This is a genomic window from Candidatus Leptofilum sp. (assembly GCF_965223525.1).
GTDB lineage: Bacteria > Chloroflexota > Anaerolineae > Promineifilales > Promineifilaceae > Leptofilum.
Genome location: NZ_CBDCWX010000005.1, coordinates 19,564 through 40,187 on the forward strand (window position 1 = coordinate 19,564; position 20,624 = coordinate 40,187).

Below are 20,624 nucleotides of genomic sequence, written 5' to 3' on the forward strand. Positions count from 1 at the left end.
TTAGGTAATTGAGTAATTAAATTACCCAATTACTCAGTTACTCAATTACACATTACGCTGTAAAAACCTTATTCAACTGCTCCGAGGCAAAATCCATATCCGCCAAGTTGCCCGTCTGTGCCTGGTAAATACCGGGCAAATTAAGAGAGGCAGCTAAGTTCGGGTCGGTTTGGCCAGCACCAATTGTCCAGCGCAGCCCGTCGGCCGCTACCTTGAGGGCAGCTTCGCGGGCAAAGATGCGAGATAAAGCTTGGCGGGTGGGCACGTCTAGCTGGATGGCTTCAGTTGGTTTTTGCACGACGCGCTCGGCAAAAACGGCCGCACACTCCGCATAAGCCACCAGTTCACCCAGCCGGAACAACACATGCTGGTTGCGCGTCAGCCGATCCAGACGGCAACGCTCCAAAATCACTGCCAAGGCTCGCAGCCCCATCGCGGCAATTCCTGCCCCATTGTCTGGCTCTTGCTGATGAATGGCAGCCAGACGATTTGCCCACTCTTTGTAATAATCGCCACGCGACTTTAGATGCTGCTGCCAGCGGTCACGGGCAATTGTCCACTCCATAATTTCAGATGTGCCTTCATAAATGGTGGTGATACGCACGTCCCGCTTGATTTTTTCTACCATGTACTCTTTGGTGTAGCCGTAGCCACCCATTGCCTGAATGGCATCCTCCGCCATTTTGTTGCCTGCTTCGGTCGCCATATATTTGGCAACGGCACCTTCTGTTTGCAACCCTTCCTCATCACCATCCAGCCGTTCAGCCACCCATTCAATGTAGGTGCGTGCCGCTTCCAGCTTGGCAGCGTTGGGAACAATAAGCTTGTGCGTGTACCCTTGCTTTTGGCTCAATGGGGCACCGCCCTGAATCCGCTCTTGGGAGTAGCGGATGGCACGGCGCAGCGCTTCCCAGCCTGCCCCCAGACCAAACGCGCCCACCATCAGGCGGGTATAGCCAAAAACTGCCTGCGCTTGAGCTAACCCTTTGCCTTCTTCCAAACCAATCAGGCGGTCAACTGGCACGTAAACATTATCCAGAAAGAGAGCGGCCGTATTGCTGGCGCGAATACCATGTTTATCTTCCGGTTTACCTTTGGTGAACCCCTCTGCATCAGCATCAACCACAAACCAGCTTGGCCCGCCGGGAGCCAAGGCCAAAATGGTGTAAATATCGGCCACGCCACCGTTGCTAATCCACTGCTTGCGCCCGGTGATGTTATAGCCAACAATTTCGCCATCTTCTTCAACAGGCTCCGCCTTCGTTGTCATTGAAGCCAAATCACTGCCCGCTTGCGGCTCCGTTGCGCCATAAGCACATAGCAGCGCTTCTTCAGCAATACGGCCGAACCAATATTGCCTCTGCTCTTCAGTTGCCCCAACACTAATGGGATCAGAACCGAGGAAAGTCGCTAGTACGCCCGTTGCAATGCCCAAATCCACCGTAGCCATCAATTCAGAAACGCGGTAAATGTCATAAGCGCCACCGCCCAGTCCATCATACTTTTCTGGGATGAACAGAAGATGCAAGCCAATGGACATCGGATCGTATAGCTCTTTCAGGACATCGTGGGGAAATGTATCGTTGTGGTCTAGCTCTAGTAAAAATTCGGGGGTTAATTTGCGTTCAGCATACTTTTTAATGGTATCCAGAATCATATCGCGGGTCTCTTTGTCGAGACCAACTTCAGGTACGGCCGTATCAATCATTTCATCCTCCAGAAAAAAAGAAGCAAAGCAAATGCAGGTTTGCTCTGCTCCCCAATATTGCAAATGTGCTGTAATAAACTATTTGGCTGCTAATTGAATTGCGAAATTTTTCACAAACCCTGACTTTGATTGTAATTACTTATAGTAAAGGGCAAGAGTGACAACTGTCATGTGATATAGATGAAAAAAGCATAATGCGTTGTGTCATGATGATTAGCTTTCCTTATGCAAGAGATAAGTTAGCGAAGTTATTGTAGATGCTTTCGGGGGGTATTCAGAGTGACAACTGTCACGCACTATTTAGGCGAAAAGCATAATGCGCTGTGTCATGGGACGAACGGCCATTTCTCCATGAAGGTATGCTAGAATATGGTCATCTTCATATCAGTAAAATAGGCAGTACGATAGTGCAACTTGAGCCAATGACAACTGCGGCGGAGCGGGATTTCAGTCTAATCGAAGACCGATCCGGAGCAGGAATCTCCTGATATGATCAATATTGACGTCTTTGAAAAAAGACTGCTAGACTTGAACAAGGCAGGTACTATGTCTAATCCATTGATGAAGCTGCTTAAAGACATCACAAATTCATATGATTTGGATGAACTAAAGACCTTGTGTATAGAATTAGGTGTTTCTTATGATAACTTAAGTGGCGACAATAAACTTGAGTCAAAAGCTAGAGAAATGATTCTTCATATGTGTCGCCGCAACAAATTAAATATTCTTTTAACAGCCTTACAGAATACGAGACCGCATCTGTTTGAGCGAGAACTAAATCAAAATTATATAGATACACTTTACGATTCACTCCAAATTTTTAATGACAACAAAAATTTAGATCAAGGCATCCATGACTCAGGAATACCAGTTGAAAGAGGGAAAATCAAAGCACTCATTGTTGAAGATATTCCTTCTCAACAAAATGCCATCCAACAGATTCTCCATGAAATTGGAGCAAATGTAACCATCGCTAATAATCTTGATTCGGCATTAGGGTTTATACGGCTAACAAAGTTTGAGCTCATAACTTTGGATATGCAATTAGATGAGATGGACTCAGCAGGACAAGTTGGTATCATGTTACTTGATCAGTTGCGAACCTATCAACGCGAAGCTGTTGTTATTATTATCAGTGGCTTGCCCTGGTCAGGAGAAAATGTTCGAGATTTTCTTCGTGACTATAAAGCATACGACTATCTTAAAAAGCCTTTTAAGCCTGATGAACTCAAAATGCTGATAAATGAAGCATTTCCTTTACCATCACAAAATAAGAACTAGATTGCATCCAACAGAAGGGCAATATTGGGTTATCAATTTTTTTGGAAAAGATAAATGACGGAATTAAAGGAATGCCTTCCCAGAATTGTTTACGCCGATGATGATCAAGAAATACGGGAATTAGGGGCATTTGTCTTGCAATACAATGGATTCGAGGTCATCGAGGCTGAGGATGGAAGGGAAGCTATCGAAAAGACTTTAGAGTTTCACCCCGATTTAGTGATATTAGATGTTCGTATGCCTAGATTATCTGGATACGAAGCAATTAAATATTTAAAATGTTATCGACCCGTCAAAAATATTCCAATCGTGATATTTTCTGCACATGGGCAGGAAGCTGAAATATCTTTTGCTTTAGAGTTGGGAGCCTCCGACTATATAGTAAAACCTTTTGCTCCAGACACGTTAATTCGCTCTATTAGTTCTTTAATTGGCGAAATATCACAATCACCTGCCTCAAAAATTTGGCATAATAATACACCTAATGAGGCTTTTGCTGAATATAAGCAAAGGCTTATTTCCACTCCATTGGTTGAAGAATTAGAAGATATTTCCTTTTGGCTAACGAAGATTGCGGATTCTCGTTGTGTTGAGAGTCTGTTAATTTGCCTAAACTATAACGATAATCCACGTAAAGGTGATGTTATTGAGACGTTGGGAAGACTACGAGTTAAAGCGGCCATACCCAAGATTGTTGAAATCGTAATTAGCAAGGCATCCACGCAGCTTCGTTCAATCTCCGCTTTGGCACTTGGCAATATTGGAGATGTCAACTCCATTTCTGTGCTTGGTAATGCTCTAAATTACGATCATAACCATGTTGCTAATGCCGCAGCAAAGGCACTTGGAAATATTATGGATGACGCCAGCATAGTTTATTTGGGACAAGCTTTAGCTGAACATAAGAGTCCAAATGTGAGAAAAACGGCTGCTGATATGTTGGGCAGAATAGCTTCCCCAACGGCTGCTGACATATTGGCTCATGCCCTTCATCATGATAAACCGAGCATAGGGATTGCGGCAGCTCGGGCACTTGGAAACATTGGAGACGATGCTAGCATAATACACTTGGGACAAGCCTTAATCGAACACAAGAGTCCGAAGGTAAAAAAAACGGCTGCTGATATGTTGGGCAGAATAGCTTCCCCAGCTGCCGCTGATTCACTGGCTCATGCCCTTCATCATGATAAACCGAGCATAGGGATTGCAGCAGCCAAAGCATTTGGAAACATTGGAGACGATGCCAGCATAATACACTTGGGACAAGCCTTAGCCGAACACAAGAGTCCAGATGTGAGAAAAACGGCTGCTGATATGTTGGGCAGAATAGCTTCCCCAACGGCTGCTGACATATTGGCTCATGCCCTTCATCACGATAAACCGAGCATAGGGATTGCGGCAGCTCGGGCACTTGGAAACATTGGAGACGATGCTAGCATAATACACTTGGGACAAGCCTTAGCCGAACACAAGAGTCCGAAGGTAAAAAAAACGGCTGCTGATATGTTGGGCAGAATAGCTTCCCCAGCTGCCGCTGATTCACTGGCTCATGCCCTTCATCATGATAAACCGAGCATAGGGATTGCAGCAGCCAAAGCATTTGGAAACATTGGAGACGATGCCAGCATAATACACTTGGGACAAGCCTTAGCCGAACACAAGAGTCCAGATGTGAGAAAAACGGCTGCTGATATGTTGGGCAGAATAGCTTCCCCAGCTGCCGCTGATTCACTGGTTCATGCCTTCCATCATGAGGAAAATTTTGATGTACTTATCGTTGTTACTGAAGCTTTGGGCAACAATACAGTGGCAGGAAGTGTGCGAACTCTGCGACTGGCTTCAAAGAATCATCAGAGCAAACGTGTCCGCGAAATTTCAAAACGGCAATTAAAATACGTTGAAAGTATAATTAAAAACATCGCCCTTCTGGATTCAGATTATCTAGTATTAAGAGGGGAGAGCGTTATTAGATTGGCAAATTTAGCTAAACACTCAAGTTCATTAACTGCAACAAACGCACAAAAAACTTTCTGGGCAAATGTTCGTCACAGTCTACCAAGTGTGACTGATAATGCTTCTTCTGATGAAAATAAGGAGAAGTGGGGTAAATTGAGTGATATTGCCTTTGCGTTATCCGGAGAGAGACAGTACCAAAATAAAATGTTACGTGAGATCGTAATCTCAAAGAGGGAGCCAGAATTATTAAGCACTGCCCTTTCAGCACTAGGACATAATATAGATGAGGATTCCGTTGACCTAATAATTGACTGCACCTCACATGAAAATCATAATATTCGTCGGTCAGCCGTTGACGCCTTAGGACGGATCAAGAAAAAATCAACGGCTTCCTTGATGATAAAAATGTTAGATGATCCTTCTCCAAGCGTACGGTTAGCAGTTGTTATGGCTTTGGCTTCATTAGATACATCAGAGACGATACAAGCCCTTAATAATGAATTGCAGCGTGGAAACAAACATATGCGTATTGACGTGACAAAAGCATTAGGGCACTCCAAAAACCTGCTGGCAACACGCTCAATTTTGCAACACATATTGCGTGAAAAAGATACCGATGTATTACATTCTTCTATTCAGGCTTTGGAAACAAAAGTTGTAGAAGATGGCACAATCATAGAGATTTTAACACCGTTTTTAGATCATCCGAGTGATCATGTGCGCCAAGTAACTACAAAAATCTTGAAATGATCACCAATGCCGAAACAAAATGCTAACAATACGGCAATATTAGTTCAATACAATAAAACAGAAACGATTATAAACTCTATTCATTCCTCTCTCTTATCACGAAAAATGATTTGAACCTTAATCTAGCTTATCTTCTGGTTGGGGCATACGGCCGTACATCTCTGTCATGTCTCCCAAACGCTTGGCAATGCCATCGGTGAGCATGTGGGGCAGGTAGCGCCAGCGCCAGTAGCCACCCACCTTGCCGGGGAAGTTCATCCGCGCTTCGTTGCCCAGCCCCATGAGGTCTTGCAGGGTGGCAACGGCCGTATTCGACACCGACGCATACGCCAATCGAGTCATGTCCCAAGAGATATTTTGTCCGCTAATTTGCATGTAGCGGCGAATATGATCCCGCTCGGCATCGATGGCGTTTTGGTACCAGCCCAGCACCGTTTCATTATCGTGCGTGCCCGTATAAACAACACAGTTCTTATCAAAAGTGTGGGGCAAGAAGCCGCTGTTGCGCTCGCCGCCAAAGGCAAACTGCAAGATTTTCATGCCGGGAAAATCAAACTGATCGCGCAAAGCCTCCACTTCCGGTGTGATCACGCCTAAATCCTCGGCAATGAGGGGCAGTTCGCCTAGCTTGTCTCGCATCGCCTGGAAGAATTTTGCCCCCGGTCCCGGAACCCACTGGCCAACAACGGCCGTTGGCTCCTCAGCCGGAATCTCCCAATACGCATCAAAGCCACGAAAATGGTCAATCCGCACGATGTCTGCCTGGGTAAAGCACATTTGCAGACGAGCAGCCCACCATCTGTAGCCGTTGTTCGCCATGCGCTCCCAGCGGTAGAGCGGGTTGCCCCAGCGCTGCCCAGTCTCGCTAAAATAATCCGGCGGCACCCCGGCAATCACAGTCGGCGCACCGGTTTCATCCAAGTAAAACAGCTCTGGGTTGGCCCACACGTCTGCGCTGTCGAAGGCAACAAAGATGGGGATGTCGCCCACAATTTGGATGCCGCGCTCGTTGGCATACGCCTTCAGGCTGAGCCACTGCTGAAAGAAGAGGAACTGCAAAAATTTGTGGAGATCGACTTCTCTTGCCAGCTTCTCGTCCCAGCCTGCCATTGCCTCCGGTTCGCGCAGGGCAATCTCGCGGGGCCACGTATTCCACACGCCACCTTCATGTTCTACATGATGGTTTTTCAGTGCCATGAACAAGGCGAAATCATCCAGCCAGCTTCTTTGCTCAGTGCAAAATTGCTGATAAGCAGCTTTTTGTTCCTCAGTGCCATGCGTCAGAAAATATTCGTGAGCCTGCTGCAAGAGCGCAGTTTTGTACTCAATGACGGGACCAAAGTCTACGGTGTGGTCTGGAAATTGGGGGAAGGTGAAAACGGCCGTTTCCGGCAAATACCCATCCCGCACCAATCGGTCTGGACTAATGAGCAGCGGATTACCGGCAAAAGCAGAAAATGCTTGGTATGGAGAGTCACCATATCCTGTAGGCCCCAGCGGCAAAATTTGCCATAAAGATTGCTTGCTAGCGACCAAAAAATCTACAAATTGGTAAGCCGAATCACCAAAATCACCAATGCCATACCGTCCGGGGAAGCTGGTCGGATGAAGTAAAATGCCTGCGGCACGTTTAAAGCGCATAATTGAGAACCTTTTCTGAGATTGAGTAACTGTTCACGTCATACCTGCAAAGGCAGGAATCCATCTGCCTGGATACCTGCCTTCGCAGGCATGGCATTGAGGGCAACTTGTTCAGTTACGGATTTTGAATGTTTTGGAAAAGTGTAATCGAGTAATTACTCAATTACCCATTCAATGTGCGAGCAATGGCCCATTCATAAAGCTGCTGATACCCGCTGGCGGAGCGTTGCCATGAGAAATCGGCCGTCATGCCGTTTTGCTGGATAGTTTGCCAGCGGGGCTTGTCTGCATTGTAGACGTAAATGGCCCGTTGGAGGGCGTGCCAAAACGAATCCGCATTGTAATCATTAAACAGGAAGCCCGTTTCGCCATCCCGCACGGTGTCGGCCAAGCCACCTGTGGCGCGCACAACGGGCACGCTGCCGTAGCGCATGGCAATGAGCTGCCCCAGGCCACACGGCTCAAACAGCGAGGGCATGATAAACATATCGCTGCCTGCGTAGATGAGCGGAGCAAAGTTGGCATCGTAGCTTAGGTAGGCGGTCATTTTGTCTGGATGGTAGCTGGCGAGTTTGGCAAACATATTTTCGTAAGCCGGATCGCCCGTGCCCAAAACAATAAATTGCGCCTCGCCAGCAAGGCCGTTCATCAGTAAATGAATGACGTGGCCGGTAATTTCTAGTCCTTTTTGAAAATCAAGGCGAGTGACCATGGCAACTAAGGGGATATTGTCTCGCTGGGGCAGGTTGGCGCGGGCTTGTAGGGCGTGGCGGTTGTGCAGGCGGTTTTCTAAATGCTCGATGTTGAAGTGGCTGGCTAAACGGCCGTCTGCTGCCGGATCCCACTCTTCATAATCCAGGCCGTTCAAAATGCCATGCACATCATAATGGCGATGGCGCAGCAGGCTGTCTAGCCCTGCCCCGCCGGAGGGTGTCATAATTTCCTGGGCATAGGTAGGGCTGACGGTATTGACCATGGTGGCATGGTAAATGCCCCGCGCCATGAAATTTACTTCACCGTATCCTTCTTCAGCCAGCGAGTGCGTTTGCAAGCCCAAATAATTAAAAATTTGCCAATCGGTTTTGCCCTGATGGGCTAAATTGTGGATGGTAAAAACTGTGGCAATGCCGCGAAACGCCTCGTATCCTTGCCCGGCCGTAGACAGCCAAGTAAGCGCGGGAGCAGTATGCCAATCGTGAGCGTGAACTACGTCTGGCTTCCAATCCAGAGCAATGGTTAGCTCTAGTGCAGCACGGCTAAAGAAGGCAAAACGGTAAACATCATCATCGTAGCCATACAGGTTCGGGCGATTAAAAAGATTACCTTCGGCAATAAAATAAATGGGAACTTCACTATTGGGTAACGTACTTTGGAACGCGCCTGCCACAAGCTGCCCTGCCCCTGTTGGCACAGTGAGCGCACCAGGCATCGGCGTAACGCCAGGATAGCCAGCCTCAATCTTTTGGTAAGCAGGCATCACGACGCGAACATCGTGACCCATCTCGTGTAAGGCTTTGGGCAATGAGCCACCCACATCGCCCAGCCCGCCAGTTTTGGCAAAGGGAGCAACCTCGGCGCTCAGAAACAGTATCTTTAATTTCTTGGACATCAAACGGCCTTTATGTAAAAGCGGGAAAGTTTTTGAAAATTAGAAGTGCCTTTCTCTCGCCTTTACTTGAATCACAATGCGTTAGGTTCGTTTATCTAAAAATCTTCTTGTGATTTGCTTATCAATTTCTTCCTAAAAAACCATCAATCGCTATTTTCCCTGATTTTGGCCATTGTTCAACAGAATTGTCTATTTTGGTGTGACTTTGGCAGTGATGTACAATAACAACAAATGAGGAGAGTGGCATGTCGGCTCGAAAAATGATCCCTTTTTTATTGCTAAATGTTCTGGTGTCTGCCGTGGTGGTTTTGGCTATTTTGTATTGGTGGGATGATCGGGATGATGGCTCGGAAACGGCCGTTTCCATCCCTACCACCATCACCCCAGCCGCCTTGCAAAATACGGCCGTCTCCCAACCCCAAATTGCCCCCACCAACACCCCAGAGCCAGACAGTGGCCCACCCATCCACATTGTGCAAGCGGGCGATACTTTAGGCACCATCAGCCAGCTTTACGATGTGCCGCTCGATGACATCATGGCAGAAAATGGGCTGACCAACCCCAATATCATTTCCGTTGGGCAGCAGTTAGTCATTCCCATTGGTGGTATTTCGACGCCCATGCCAGCGGATACGGCCGTTCCTGAAGAAGCGGTTGTGCCAAGCCCGATTGCCACAGAAGCAGTTGGTTCTGGAGAGGCGGTGGTAGAGATAACGGCCGTTATCGGCCCCGGCCAACTGGCCGATGAAGCTATTTTGCTCACCAACAGCGGCGAAGATCGCATTGCCCTACAAAACTGGACGCTGCGAGACGAAGACGGCCATGAATATGCGTTTGGTCAGGTTACACTTTTTGCTGGCTCCGATTTGCGAATCAACACAGCCAGCGGAGCCAATAGCCCAACGGCACTTTACTGGGGGCTTGATGAAGCCATTTGGACGTCGGGTGAAACCGTGACGTTACAAGACAGCACCGGGGTCACCCGCGTAACCTATGAGGTACCTTGAGATGCGTGGTTTAATTGATCGAAAAGGTGAACAGTTTGCGTATTTACAAGGCAGCACGCTCTATACCCTGGCTGGCGAACCGACCGGGCGGGTGCGTGACGGCTTTATCGAAGATTTAGCCGGAAAACGCATGTGGCGCGTGGTCGGCGACGCTGTTTATTCGCTCGATGGCAACGAGACCATCGGCTATTTCAGCGCCCCGCGTGGCGAAGAGTACGATTTCTAAAACATCGGTAAGATTTTTCAGCCGCGAATTTCACGAAACGCAAAAAAATAATAAGATTCGCGTAATTTGCGGCACATTACATCATTTAAGCGAGGTCATTTATGCGATTAGGCGCACACATGAGCGCAGCAGGCGGCTTGTTCAAGGCGTTTGCCCGCGGCGACGAGGCTGGCTGCGACTCCATGCTGGTTTTTACAAAAAGCAATCGGCAGTGGAAGGCCAAACCAATCACCGAAGAAGATGTAGAGAAGTATCGCAACGCAGCAGCAGAATATCCCCATATTGATCCAGTGGCAGTTCATGCTAGCTACCTCATCAATATTGCCTCGCCCGATGAAGCGTTATGGGAAAAATCGTACTTGGCGTTAAAAGAAGAGGTTTTGCGAGCGGCAGCGTTTGATTTGCCGCTCATTACCTTTCATCCCGGTTCGTTTATGAAGAGTGATGAGCAAGCAGGCATGGCTAAGATTGCCACTGGGCTAAAACGATTGCTGGCGGAAACGGCCGTATCCGCCCCTAATGTCACTGTCTGCATTGAAACAATGGCCGGACAAGGCACACATATCGGCCGTAGCTTTGAACAATTGGCCACCATCCTCAATGAAGTTGGCGAGCATGACCGATTAGGCGTCTGCTTCGATACCTGCCACGTTTTCGCCGCAGGCTACGACATTCGCACCCCGGAAACCTACGCCGCCACGATGGACGCCTTCGATAAAGCTATTGGCTTAGACAAAATCAAATGCTTCCACCTAAACGACAGCAAGCATGAGCTAGGCTCCAACAAAGACCGGCATGAGCATATTGGTGAGGGGTTCATCGGGCAGGCCGGCTTTGCCAATTTTGTGAATGACCCGCGCTGGGCAAACCATCCCGCCCATTTGGAAACGCCCAAAACCAAAGAGGACGCCGACGGCAACGAAATCGAAATGGATCCGGTGAATTTGAAAACTTTGCGGGATTTGATTGAGAATTAAAGTGAGGGGATTAACCTTTAATGATGAGTGAAACGTAACCAGATCAGCCATCACATTTCACCCCCCACAAAATCTAATGGCTCTCATCAGAAAAACAGATGGGCGGGGAAACCTTATAAAACCCCGCCCAGTCTCCCAATTTCCTTTCCTGGTAAATCCAAGTAAAAGAGATTGAAACGAGGAAGTACGTAAACAGTGTAACACACCGCCCCATTGGTGTCAATATGGTGACATTACAGTGTCTTTTTCGGTTCTTGTTATTCGTCTGGGGGTGGACTAGAGACCACATCATCATTCTCTGTGTAACTCTGTGTTCCGCTTTTTAATTTTCCAAAGCAGGTACTAGCACTATGCAAATAAATCATCAAGGGGTTTGCATTATGCTATTTTATTGATTGTACACTTTAGCAATGCCGGGGATGGTGCGGAGGGTTTCCAAGAGTTCGGGGCAACTGCGGGTACGGCCGTTTTCAAATTCCATCTTCAAATCTTGCCCGCTAATCAAAATTGCCAGTCCGTCACTCCCCTCGTACTCATTTACCTTGTTTAGCACGCGGCGGCAGGCGGCTTGCCAGTTGCCCACGGGGCGCACTTCTACCACGACAATTTTATGAATACCGTTGGTTTGGCGCGTAGGCGCGGGGCTAACCAACGGCTGTTTGGTTGGCATAGCCACTGTGCCATTACCAGCGGGCTGCGCCACCAGACGCGCTTCCGAATCTGCATCAAAGTTGGGGGGTGGGGGCGGCATCCGGTTGTTGCTGGCAACGGCCGTTTCTCTTGGCGGGACTGTCTGCTGCAAAGTTGGTTTCGGTTCGGCAACATGGGTTGGTGGTGGCGGCGTGTAGGCTTGCGCTTTGCCATTGCCGTTTGTTTGGGGCAATATGGCCGTTTGTTTAGCCCGATTTGGTTTCGCAGAAGGCGTGGCATCCGCATCCTGGGCAATCTCCAGGTTGGTTTCAACACGATCCACAATCAGGTTCACGTCTTCGCCCTTTAGCTGCACCTTGCCCGTCACCAACATCACCTGATCCACAGCCACATCATCGCGGCACGCTTTCCAGGTGCGAGGGAACAGCACCAAATCCAGCTTGCCGTCCAAATCTTCCAGCGTGGCAAAAGCCATGGGATCGCCCTTTTTGGTGGTCAGCGGGCGCAGCGTGCTAATCATGCCCGCTAGCCGCACCTGCTTGCCGTTCCAGTTCGTGTCAATGTCGCCAATGGTGGCGTTGGTGCGGGACTGTAGCATGGCAAGCGGCCGTTCCAATGGATGCTCAGACACATGCACACCCAACGCCTCTTTTTCCCACTCCAACAGTTCCTTGTGCTTAACAGGCTTGAGCTGCTTGGGGTGGTGCAATAAATCTACCGCCACGTTGAGGGCAGGCGTGCTGGCACCGCCACCAAACAGGCTCATCTGCCCGGTGGAAGCAGCGGCGTGTTCACTACTGCTAAAATTCACAATTCGGTCAAGCGCATCTACAAACTGCTCCGGCGTGCCCCAAGTGTCGAACACTCGCCCCTTGGCCATGTATTCAAGCGGCCGTTTGCCCACACGCTTCAAATCTACCCGCTTGCACAAATCTTGTAGATCCTCAAAAGTGCCGTTTGCCTCTCGCTCTTCAATAATCGTCATGAGGGCAGCCGCCCCGGCATTTTTGATGGCACCAAGACCGAAACGAATTAACGGCCGTTCCCCGTCATCCTCAATCGTAAAGTCCAGCCCCGAACTGTTGATGTCCGGCGGCCCTACGTCAATGCCCAAATTCTTGGCCTCGGCAAAGTAACGGCGCACCTTTTCTGTGTTGTCCCGCTCCACAGAGAGCATCGCCGTCAAATATTCCACCGGATAATGCGCCTTCAAAAAGGCAGTCTGGCAAGTCACTTTAGCATAATCGGCCGCATGTGCCTTGTTGAAACCGTAGCGGGCAAAAAATTCAATATCACCCCAAATTGCTTCACCAACCTCCCGACTTAACCCTTTGTCCGCGACCCTATCCACAAATTGGGCATGATGCTTCTCCATTAAATCTTTTTTCTTTTTGGAGACAGCTTTGCGGATAATGTCTGCTTCACCTGGCTCATACCCTGCCAGATCAGAGGCGATACGGATAATTTGCTCCTGGTAAACCAAAATCCCGTAAGTATCATTCAAGATTGGCTCCAGAGCAGGGTCATGATACTCAACAATATCTTTTTCATCATAGATAGCTGAGTGCATTCGGCGAATGTATTCGGGAATATTCTCCATTGGACCAGGACGGTAAAGGGAGATAGCCGCCATGATATGGTCGAAGCGGCGGGGCTTCATTTCCATCATCAGGCGGCGCATCCCCGCGCCTTCCACCTGAAACACCCCAGCAACCTCGCCCCGCCCCAACATGTCAAACAAGATTTCTGGCTTCTTGGTGGAGTCTGGCCCCACATGTCCCTCGTCGTAGGGAATGTTGTCCATCGTGTAGGCGATGCCGTACCTCTCTTCAATGAGTCGGGCGGCGCGACGCATCACGGTGAGGGTGCTCAGCCCTAAAAAGTCCACTTTGAGCAGGCCAATAGATTCTACTATTTCCATCGGCCATTGGGTCACACGATCCACGCCACCAAGCCCTTCGTCGCCGCTAGTGGGCTTGTTGAGCGGCACGTATTCATGCAATGGCTTATCGGAGATGATGACGCCGGCAGCGTGGCTGGAGGCGTGGCGAGCCACTCCTTCTAAATTGCGGGCAGTGTCTAGGAGGGTGCGAACGGCCGTTTCCCCCTTATATTTTTGCTCCAGCTCATTGGAATAAAACTCATGCTCCTTGTCCAGCACATTTTCAATTTTTACCGGCTTGCCAGGGATGGCAGGAACCATCCGAGCGATCACATCCACCTCTTCTAGCGGCATGTCCATCGCCCGCCCCACGTCGCGGATGGCCGCTCGCGCGCCTAACGTTCCAAATGTAATGATTTGTGCCACTTTTTCAGAGCCATACCGCCGTTTGGAATAAGCTACCATCCAGTGTCGCACATCGTCCGGGTAATCCAAATCAATATCCGGCATCGAGACGCGCCCGGGGTTCAAAAACCGCTCAAAAATGAGGCCGTTGGCCAGCGGGTCTATGCTAGTGATGCCTAACGTGTAGGCCACCACCGAACCTGCGCCGGAGCCGCGCACGTTCCACCAAATATCATTCTCTTTCCACGCGCTGTAGCTATCGTAGGGGAACGGGTCTTGATACTGTTCCCACCATTCGTCACTGCGCGCTGCCCATTCGCACAAATCCCACACAATGAGGAAGTACGTCTCAAACCCCATGCGGCTAATGATGTTTAGTTCATGATCCAGCCGAGCACGCAGTTCAGCATCACTTTCAGCTCGCTCGCCCCCATAGCGCCAGGCAAGCCCTCTCTCGCACAAAAACCGCAAATAAGAGTGTGGATCATATCCGGCTGGTACCTCAAACTCTGGCAGATGGTATCCCTCGGAATCCAGATTTACGTCACACATCTCTACAATGCGTAGGCTGTTCGCCAATGAATTCAGGATGAGCTCTTCCTGGTATCCATTGCGCTGAAATAGCTGGAACATCTCATCCCGCGATTTGACATAATACTCTTTGTCAGAGAAGGTCAACTTGGGCGCATTGACAGTGGAGCCGGTCTGGATGCAAAGTAGCACTTCATGCGGATCGGCATCGCTAGCCAGCGTGTAATGCACATCATTGGTGGCCAGGAAGTTGTTCTCCAGACCAAAATGGGGGGCCATTTCGACGAGTTTTCTGTTGATTTCAGTGAGTTCGGGGATGGAATGCTCTTGCAGCTCAATAAACAGCCGATCTTTACCAAAAATATCCAAGTATTCGCCCATCAGCTTTTTGGCGAGCTTGGGATTGTTATCGCCTAGGGCGCGTGGGATTTCGGCAGCCATACAGCCAGTGGTGGCAATGAGACCCTCGCTGTGAGCAGCCATGAAGGCGCGGTCAATGCGTGGTTTATAGTAGTAGCCGTCTAGCTGTGATTTGCTAGCAATTTGCAGCAAGTTGAGATAGCCCGTCTGATTTTCAGCCAGCAGCAGCATGTGAAAACGGTTTTTGTCCAGTTGGGGGTCGCGGTCTTGCATGGTGCGTTGCGCCAGGTAGGTTTCTACGCCGATGATTGGCTTAATGCCTGCCGACTTGGCTGCACGATAGAAGGGCATGGTGCCGTACATCGCGCCGTGATCGGTAAGGGCGATGGCTGGCTGATCGAGCTCTGCGGCGCGGTTGACCAAATCTTTCACACGACTCAGGCCGTCTAGCAAGGAGAATTCACTGTGGCAGTGGAGGTGAACAAACTGGTTGTGGTTTTCACACATGGTGGACAATTTCCCTTAAATTTTGTTCAGCGAGGAAGGCTATTGATACAGTTGCGAGGCGACAATTGTTGTAATGCCCCACATGGTAGACAAGTATAGCACAAACGGCCGTTTCCAATGTAAAAATTTTCAAACTTTTAAGACCAACTTTCTCTGTTGCCGTGTTCACAAGTATACGCTACAATTTGGTATATATTCTCAAATGAGAATATATCATTTGCAAATAAATTGCTATGGAAAGAGAGATTTTTACGACGCTGCGCGAACTGCTGTTGCTGCTGGTTTGGGAGATGATGCAGGTGTTACGGCCGTTCCACCTCACCCCAGAACAGTTTGACACGCTGCTGCTGCTGGAAGTTGATAGTGGCTGGCGCATGGGGGATTTGAGCGGCCGTTTGCTCGTGGACAACAGCAAAATGACCCGCATCGTGGATTATCTGGAAGGGCAAGGCTGGGCTGAACGCCAGCCAGATCCTAACGATCGGCGGGCGCAGCGCGTGTTCCTGACGGCTACAGGCTCCAACCACCGCGAGGCGGCCCAAGCAGCGCATTTGGGAGCACTGAAGGCAAGTTTATCTGGCTTTGACGAAGCAGAGCGGGCGCAATTGTTGGATTTGCTAGCAAAATGGCGTACCAATTTAGGAGATTCGTAATCGGCTTGGTAGATCATTTTTCCATTGAGGAGAACAACCAATGGCTGAAGAAAATGTATTCGACGAAAATGAAGCAATCGCCACCGCCCCGGGCGACATTCCGCTGCCGATGGTGCGCGAGCGGATTGCGGCACAAGCCAACCAGTTCCGACACGATAACACGATACGGCCATTTGCCCCCCAACCTGATGAACCTGTTCAAATCTGGGCCACCAGCGGGGTCGAGATGCCGCTGGATCGCGCCGAAGTGTGGTTTACCACAGATGGGAAATTGCCAGATACCACCTCTGAAAAAATGCCAATGACGGTAGAAACAGTTGATTGGGAGGCCGGTGCAGGGTATTTGAGCCGCTGGCACGCCACTTTGCCCGGACAGGTGGGCGGAACGGCCGTTCGCTACCGCATCGCTGGCTGGCGAGCAGGCCGCCCCGCCGACGCACCGCCGGATTTGTTTGCCCACGACGGTCAGGGCTTTTGGTATCCAGTGGATGACGAAACGGGCATCCAAACCTTTGCTTACTACGTGGAACCGAAACAACCCATCGGCCCAGATTGGATGCAGGAGGCGGTGATTTACCACATTTTTCTAGACCGCTACCATCCAGGGACTGTGGACGGCCGTTTCTCCCCAGACATTGACCAAAGTGACCGCCATGCCCGGCACGGCGGCACGCTGCGCGGCGTCACTCAAACGCTGCCCTACCTGGAAGCGCTGGGCATCAACTGCCTCTGGCTCTCACCGCTAGGCTTGGCTGACACGTATCATCGGTACGACACTAAAGATTTGTTTGCCATCGATCCAGAGCTTGGCAGCGAGGCTAACTTGCACAAGCTGGTTAAACAGGCACATGCGCGTGGCATTCGTGTCATTTTAGATTTTGTACCCAGCCACTGCTCCTGGAAGCACCCCGCCTTCCTCGCCGCGCAAGAAGATCCGGAAACAGACAGTGCTTCCTGGTTTGTTTTTTACGAACACCCAGACAAATATCGCTGCTTTTTAGGCATGATTCCCTACCTGCCCTCGTTTGATACGAATGATCCGGCAGGACGACAGCATATTTGCGATGCGGCCGTTTATTGGCTAAACAAATTTAAGCTGGACGGCTTTCGGCTAGATCACGTCATCGGGCACGGCATGGATTTTTGGGTACAGTTCCGCCAAGCAGTGCAGGCGGCCAATCCTGCGGCAGTGACAATTGGCGAGGCGACCGATTCGCCCGACGCACTGCGCCGTTACCGAGGGCGAATGAGCCATGTGCTCGACTTTCCGTTGGCAACCGCGTTTCGCTACGCTTTTGCCCTCGATTTGTGGGATGTGGCCCAGCTAGACGCCTTTTTGCAGAGCTACGAGGCGTACATGGTCAGCGGCGCAGATCGGGTCAGCTTTTTAGACAACCACGACATGAATCGCTTCCTCTTCATGGCAGGCGACGACGTGAATCGGCTGAAGCTGGCGGCACTGTGCCAATTTACGCTGGCTCCCACGCCAATTATCTATTACGGCACCGAAGTAGGTCTGTCGCAAACGGTGAACAAGAACCAATCTGGCTTTGGCGGCGACCACCATGTGCGGGCCGATATGCCCTGGCAGCCAGAAGATTGGGATGAGGAATTGCTCACGTTTTATCGCCGATTGGTACATTTGCGGCGGACGCTGCCTGCACTGCAGCGCGGCTCTCGTACGCGGCTGCACGTAGATGCGGCAACCCAGACCTATGCCTATGCGCGGGAATTGGATGGTGGGGAAACGGCCGTTGCCCTCTTCAACCTTAGCAACAAAACCCAAATTATCCAACTGCCGAATGCAAATTCACACCAATGCTTACTTTCTACAGGGGAACAGCCTGAGTTTATTGGGAATGGTGTGGTTTTGGGGGCGAGAACGGCCGTTCTCCTTGTAAATCGTGAATGATTGCGTAGCTCAATCGCTTGCCCCGACCTGACTAATCTCAAACAAATGCCCGTCCGGGTCACGGAAAAAGCAACGAATTTCATATCCCCAATTTACCGGTGGCGTTAAAAATTCTGCGCCACGCGCTTTGAGCGTTTCATACGCTTGCTGGCAATCCGGCACGCGAACGGTCATGGCATGGCTAACGCGGTTTGGCTCGGAGGGAGGCGCAAACACAACATCTGGCTTGTCTTTTGTTGGCTCCCCGCCAGTGACAACCAGCAGCCAGGCTCCTGCAAAGCTAAACACGATGGACGTGCCACCATACTCGTTGTAAAGGGAAGCCCCTAACACGTCTCGGTAAAACGTTCTGGCACGATCCAAATCGCTCACCACGAGGATGTGCGTTAAGGTCATGCCTTCGGTTGGAAATGTGCTGCTCATTTTCTACTCCAATCTAACATGCAAGATGAGGTACGAAACGGCCGTTCCTCCCTTCACAATTCACAATTAATTATTCACCATTCCCTAAATACCTAAATCATCTGCTACCCAGGCCAAACCAACATCTTCCAGCGTGGCGCGGATAGGGGTACCAGTGGTAGCATCCCAGCCAGCTTGTTCGTGGTACATATCTAGGCCAGCTTGCAACTCCTCATTTTCAATCATGATGCCATCGGAACGGCCGCCTGCCAACGGTTTGGTTAGCAATTTCTTGGGCAAGGTGTCGTGGTCGCGGGTCAGCCCCTCACGCGCGTTGTAAGCCCGCATCAGGTTCAGGCGACGACGGCCGATTTCCTGAATCTCATCCACCGTTACGTCCCAACCGGTGGCCGCTCGCATCAGGTCGGCCATTTCTTGCGTGCCATACATCTGCCAGCTAGGGCCGTACACAAATTGGCAGACGCTCACCGTGTCGGTGGCGCTGTAGGTGTACTGCGTTTTCAGAGCAAACTCGATTTTCTCCGCGTTGAGTACCTTGGGATGCTGCGGCGTGTGCAGGCCAAGCTGGTCGAGTCGCTGTTTGTAGAACCGCTCATACGCCTTCTCGCTGTACACCGGGTCATGCTCGGAAGATTGATGGTCCGCGCCAAAGGGATTGGTGGCGTAGATGACGCCCAAGCTGCGCTTGACGTGGGGCATGTGAGCAGGTAGCTCCTGTCCCTTCACCGTCAGCAAATATTCATGCCCCTTGCCCAGCCGAGCGGCGGCTTTGGCGGAGCCATCGGCCAAAATATCGCCGAAGCCTTCCCGATTGAGCGTCTTTTTGAGCATGGCCATCATCGCCTCGGCGTTGCCGTAGCGCAGCTCGATACCGTCGGTTTCATCCAGATTGATGACCTCGTTTTCAAAACATTCCATCGCCCAAGAGAGGGTGGCTCCGCAGGAAATGGTGTCTACGCCGTACTCATTGCAAAGCTGGTTGGCGTAGGTCACGGCCAGTAAATCATCCACGCCGCAGTAGGAGCCGAAGGTAGCGGCCGTTTCATACTCCGGCCCACCATATTCGGGGATGAGCCTATTGTTTTTGTACTCAGCTTCCACCACCCGCTTGCAGCGCACAATGCAAGCGTAACAGGTATCACGGCCGTCTTTGTCTTGTTTGCCTGCTTCTGCGCCGCGCAAAATTTCATCGTACAGCTTTTCGCCACTGATGCCCTCGGCGTTGGCCATCACCCCTGAATCCCAATTATGGGTGGGCAAGCCACCGCCGCGATCTTGTCCCATCACGCTGCCGATGGTGCCGTAGCGACCAAAGCTCTCCATGCCGCTGCCGGGGAAGCCTTTCGCACCTGCTTTGGACAGCGCGGCGACCGCTTTTTTGTCGGCGGGGGTTACTTTTTGGGTGCCGCGCACCGCTATTGCTTTCAGCTTCTTGCTACCCATCACGGCCCCAACGCCCGTGCGGCCCCAAGCCCGATTGCTCATGTTCATGATAGCGGCAAAGTTGGCCAGCTTTTCACCCGCCGGGCCAATTTGGGCAATCTCGATCCGCTTGTCGTTCAGTTCATCGTGTAGAATGTTGTCTACGTCCAGCGTCGTTTTGCCCCACAGATGACTAGCGTCACGCAGTTCAGCCTCGCCATCGTTAATCCAGAGGTAGACGGGCGTGTCAGAAGCCCCTTTGACAACGATGGCGTCGAAGCCTGCGTATTTCAGCTCGGCTGGCCAGAAGCCACCGGCCTGGCTGTCGGCCGCGCCGCCGCTGCTGGGGGATTTGCAGGTGACGGTGCAGCGGCTTTGCCCGCTCACGGGCAGTCCGGTGGGGGCACTGAGGGCAAAGGTGAGCGTGTTTTCCGGGCTGAGGGGGTCGGCGTTGGCGGGGGTGTTGTGCCAGAGGTAGTAAAGTCCCATCAGACTGCCGCCCTGGTAGTGACGGTAAAAGTCCTCGCTGGGATTTTCAATTTCTAATGTGCCGTTGGTTAAATCAACGTGAAGGATGTTGCCGGTGAATCCGTATAACATGTGAGACGCTCCTTACGGTGAGGGTGTGGGTTTTTATTTTTGCCGCGAATTGCGCGAATTGCGCAAATTGCGCGACGCGAATTGTTGGGATAAAACTATTTTATCTGGTGAGCGGGTGGTTTC

General features: G+C 50.6%; 13 protein-coding genes. 7 read left to right on the plus strand and 6 right to left on the minus strand.

The annotated features are described in order from the left end of the window. Positions 1 to 52: 52 nt before the first annotated feature. Positions 53 to 1,708 carry an acyl-CoA dehydrogenase family protein gene (locus ACOQPM_RS05635; RefSeq protein WP_420628266.1) on the minus strand — a complete coding sequence of 552 codons (1,656 nt, stop codon included), beginning with the start codon at positions 1,706 to 1,708 and terminating at the stop codon, positions 53 to 55. Positions 1,709 to 2,197: 489 nt separating this feature from the next. On the opposite strand from ACOQPM_RS05635, the gene ACOQPM_RS05640 reads away from it, so the two are divergent. Together ACOQPM_RS05640 and ACOQPM_RS05645 are read left to right on the plus strand one after the other, a co-directional pair. Next, complete coding sequence (locus ACOQPM_RS05640; RefSeq protein ID WP_420628267.1) at positions 2,198 to 2,989, plus strand: response regulator; 792 nt, start codon at positions 2,198 to 2,200, stop codon at positions 2,987 to 2,989. Positions 2,990 to 3,043: 54 nt separating this feature from the next. Further along, positions 3,044 to 5,695, plus strand: a complete 2,652-nt coding sequence (locus ACOQPM_RS05645) for a HEAT repeat domain-containing protein (protein ID WP_420628268.1) — start codon at positions 3,044 to 3,046, stop codon at positions 5,693 to 5,695. 117 nt (positions 5,696 to 5,812) lie between these two features. Here ACOQPM_RS05645 and malQ read toward each other — a convergent pair whose 3' ends face one another. Both malQ and ACOQPM_RS05655 read right to left on the minus strand, forming a co-directional pair. Next, positions 5,813 to 7,336 carry a 4-alpha-glucanotransferase gene (malQ, locus tag ACOQPM_RS05650; protein ID WP_420628269.1) on the minus strand — a complete coding sequence of 508 codons (1,524 nt, stop codon included), beginning with the start codon at positions 7,334 to 7,336 and terminating at the stop codon, positions 5,813 to 5,815. A 163-nt stretch (positions 7,337 to 7,499) separates the two neighbouring features. Next, positions 7,500 to 8,945: a glycogen synthase gene (locus ACOQPM_RS05655; RefSeq protein ID WP_420628270.1), complete on the minus strand. Its 1,446-nt coding sequence runs from the start codon at positions 8,943 to 8,945 to the stop codon at positions 7,500 to 7,502. Positions 8,946 to 9,190: 245 nt separating this feature from the next. Here ACOQPM_RS05655 and ACOQPM_RS05660 point away from each other — a divergent pair, with 245 nt between their 5' ends. The 3 genes from ACOQPM_RS05660 to ACOQPM_RS05670 all read left to right on the plus strand — a co-directional run bounded on the left by ACOQPM_RS05660 (position 9,191) and on the right by ACOQPM_RS05670 (position 11,155). Continuing rightward, positions 9,191 to 9,952 carry a LysM peptidoglycan-binding domain-containing protein gene (locus tag ACOQPM_RS05660; RefSeq protein WP_420628271.1) on the plus strand — a complete coding sequence of 254 codons (762 nt, stop codon included), beginning with the start codon at positions 9,191 to 9,193 and terminating at the stop codon, positions 9,950 to 9,952. Further along, the gene (locus ACOQPM_RS05665) at positions 9,939 to 10,178 is read left to right on the plus strand and encodes a hypothetical protein (RefSeq protein WP_420628272.1); all 240 of its coding nucleotides are present in this window, start codon (positions 9,939 to 9,941) and stop codon (positions 10,176 to 10,178) included. The genes ACOQPM_RS05660 and ACOQPM_RS05665 overlap by 14 nt, the downstream gene beginning before the upstream one ends. Before the next feature lie 101 nt (positions 10,179 to 10,279). Continuing rightward, positions 10,280 to 11,155, plus strand: coding sequence for a deoxyribonuclease IV (locus ACOQPM_RS05670; RefSeq protein ID WP_420628273.1), 876 nt, complete (start codon positions 10,280 to 10,282; stop codon positions 11,153 to 11,155). 388 nt (positions 11,156 to 11,543) lie between these two features. Here the strand turns inward: ACOQPM_RS05670 and ACOQPM_RS05675 are convergent, their stop codons facing one another. Next, positions 11,544 to 15,491 (minus strand): DNA polymerase III subunit alpha, encoded by a 3,948-nt coding sequence (locus ACOQPM_RS05675; RefSeq protein ID WP_420628274.1) that lies wholly within the window; start codon positions 15,489 to 15,491, stop codon positions 11,544 to 11,546. Positions 15,492 to 15,724: 233 nt separating this feature from the next. Here ACOQPM_RS05675 and ACOQPM_RS05680 point away from each other — a divergent pair, with 233 nt between their 5' ends. After that, a complete protein-coding gene (locus ACOQPM_RS05680) occupies positions 15,725 to 16,144 on the plus strand; it encodes a MarR family winged helix-turn-helix transcriptional regulator (protein ID WP_420628275.1) in 420 nt (139 codons plus the stop codon). Between the two features lie 40 nt (positions 16,145 to 16,184). Beyond that, complete coding sequence (locus tag ACOQPM_RS05685; RefSeq protein WP_420628276.1) at positions 16,185 to 18,056, plus strand: alpha-amylase family glycosyl hydrolase; 1,872 nt, start codon at positions 16,185 to 16,187, stop codon at positions 18,054 to 18,056. Between the two features lie 9 nt (positions 18,057 to 18,065). Here the strand turns inward: ACOQPM_RS05685 and ACOQPM_RS05690 are convergent, their stop codons facing one another. Together ACOQPM_RS05690 and ACOQPM_RS05695 are read right to left on the minus strand one after the other, a co-directional pair. After that, on the minus strand, positions 18,066 to 18,479 hold the full coding sequence (locus ACOQPM_RS05690; protein ID WP_420628277.1) for a VOC family protein: 414 nt from the start codon (positions 18,477 to 18,479) through the stop codon (positions 18,066 to 18,068). Positions 18,480 to 18,563: 84 nt separating this feature from the next. Continuing rightward, entirely contained in the window at positions 18,564 to 20,501 is a 1,938-nt protein-coding gene (locus tag ACOQPM_RS05695) for an aldehyde ferredoxin oxidoreductase family protein (protein WP_420628278.1), read from the minus strand. Positions 20,502 to 20,624: the final 123 nt, after the last annotated feature.

What these genes read in the sequence shown, in the direction of transcription:
- ACOQPM_RS05635 (WP_420628266.1), bottom strand. Translation starts at nt 1,708, where the DNA reads ATGATTGATACGGCCGTACCTGAAGTTGGTCTCGACAAAGAGACCCGC.
- ACOQPM_RS05640 (WP_420628267.1), top strand. Translation starts at nt 2,198, where the DNA reads ATGATCAATATTGACGTCTTTGAAAAAAGACTGCTAGACTTGAACAAG.
- ACOQPM_RS05645 (WP_420628268.1), top strand. Translation starts at nt 3,044, where the DNA reads ATGACGGAATTAAAGGAATGCCTTCCCAGAATTGTTTACGCCGATGAT.
- malQ (WP_420628269.1), bottom strand. Translation starts at nt 7,336, where the DNA reads ATGCGCTTTAAACGTGCCGCAGGCATTTTACTTCATCCGACCAGCTTC.
- ACOQPM_RS05655 (WP_420628270.1), bottom strand. Translation starts at nt 8,945, where the DNA reads ATGTCCAAGAAATTAAAGATACTGTTTCTGAGCGCCGAGGTTGCTCCC.
- ACOQPM_RS05660 (WP_420628271.1), top strand. Translation starts at nt 9,191, where the DNA reads ATGTCGGCTCGAAAAATGATCCCTTTTTTATTGCTAAATGTTCTGGTG.
- ACOQPM_RS05665 (WP_420628272.1), top strand. Translation starts at nt 9,939, where the DNA reads ATGAGGTACCTTGAGATGCGTGGTTTAATTGATCGAAAAGGTGAACAG.
- ACOQPM_RS05670 (WP_420628273.1), top strand. Translation starts at nt 10,280, where the DNA reads ATGCGATTAGGCGCACACATGAGCGCAGCAGGCGGCTTGTTCAAGGCG.
- ACOQPM_RS05675 (WP_420628274.1), bottom strand. Translation starts at nt 15,491, where the DNA reads ATGTGTGAAAACCACAACCAGTTTGTTCACCTCCACTGCCACAGTGAA.
- ACOQPM_RS05680 (WP_420628275.1), top strand. Translation starts at nt 15,725, where the DNA reads ATGGAAAGAGAGATTTTTACGACGCTGCGCGAACTGCTGTTGCTGCTG.
- ACOQPM_RS05685 (WP_420628276.1), top strand. Translation starts at nt 16,185, where the DNA reads ATGGCTGAAGAAAATGTATTCGACGAAAATGAAGCAATCGCCACCGCC.
- ACOQPM_RS05690 (WP_420628277.1), bottom strand. Translation starts at nt 18,479, where the DNA reads ATGAGCAGCACATTTCCAACCGAAGGCATGACCTTAACGCACATCCTC.
- ACOQPM_RS05695 (WP_420628278.1), bottom strand. Translation starts at nt 20,501, where the DNA reads ATGTTATACGGATTCACCGGCAACATCCTTCACGTTGATTTAACCAAC.